This window comes from Arthrobacter sp. JCM 19049, from assembly GCF_001310435.1.
Genome location: NZ_BAXF01000562.1, coordinates 1 through 1,286 on the forward strand (window position 1 = coordinate 1; position 1,286 = coordinate 1,286).

Below are 1,286 nucleotides of genomic sequence, written 5' to 3' on the forward strand. Positions count from 1 at the left end.
CAAGCAGCCGCGCCACGGCAGCCGCGGCCGGCCCGAATACGAGTACCGTTCGGCCTAGCCGATCAGGCGGGGCCTGGGGGCGCAGCAGCGGGATCAGCTCCTGGATCACCTGCGGGTCCTCGATCGTGGATGGCACCTGGTAGTCTTGCCCGTCGGCGATCTGGCGCATGGTCTTGCGCAGGATCTTGCCCGAGCGGGTCTTGGGCAGCGCCGCGACGATCTTGACCTCCCGGAAGTCCGCGACCGGCCCGATCTGCCGGCGCACCATGTCCACCACTTCCCCGCGCAGCTGCTCGGCGCCGATCCCCGCCCCGGACTTGAGCACCACGTACCCGACCGGGCTCTGGCCCTTGAGCGGGTCGTTGACCCCGATGACCGCGCATTCGGCCACGGCCGGGTGGCTGGCCAGCACCTGCTCCATCGCCCCGGTGGACAGCCGGTGCCCGGACACGTTGATCACGTCATCGGTGCGCCCCATCACGAACAGATACCCGTCCTGGTCGATGTAGCCCGAGTCCCCGGTCAGGTAGTAGCCGGGCTGCTGTGCCAGGTAGGTGTCGATGAAGCGCTGGTCGTTGCCCCACAGGGTGCTCAGCGCCCCGGGCGGCAGCGGCAGCTTGATCAGGATGTTGCCCTCCTGCCCGGCCTGCACCGCTGCGCCCAGCCCGTCGCGGATCTGCACGTTGAACCGGGCACCGGGGTGGAGGGCGAACCGGGCTTGCGTTCCATGGCCGCCAGCCCCAGCGGGTTCGCGGCGATCGGCCAGCCCGATTCGGTCTGCCACCAGTTGTCCACCACCGGGATGCCCAGCAGCCGCTGCGCATAGTGGTAGGTGTCCGGGTCCAGCCGCTCCCCGGCGACGAACAGGGCGCGCAGGCTGGACAGGTCGTGCCTGGTCAGCAGCCCGCCCTCCGGATCCGCACGGCGGATCGCGCGCAGCGCGGTGGGGGCGGTGAACATGGTGGTGACCCGGTGCTGGGCGATGATCCGGCCAAACACCCCCGCGTCGGGGGTGCCCACCGGCTTGCCCTCGTAGAGCACCGTGGTCGCTCCGGCCAGCAGCGGGGCGTAGACGATGTAGGAGTGCCCCACCACCCAGCCCACGTCTGAGGCGGTGAACATCACGTCCCCGGGCTTCACGTCGAAGATCGCACCCATCGAGTAGGCCAGCGCGGTCGCGTACCCGCCGGTGTCCCGCACCACGCCCTTCGGCGCCCCGGTGGTGCCCGAGGTGTACAGCACGTACAGCGGTGGGTGCTGGGCACCGGAACCGCCTCGGCCGGCGG

At 70.8% G+C, this 1,286-nt stretch carries 1 pseudogene; it reads right to left on the reverse strand.

Annotated elements, in window-relative coordinates:
• Positions 1-73: 73 nt before the first annotated feature.
• Positions 74-1,286: pseudogene (locus tag JCM19049_RS14465) on the reverse strand (AMP-binding protein); the annotation flags it as partial.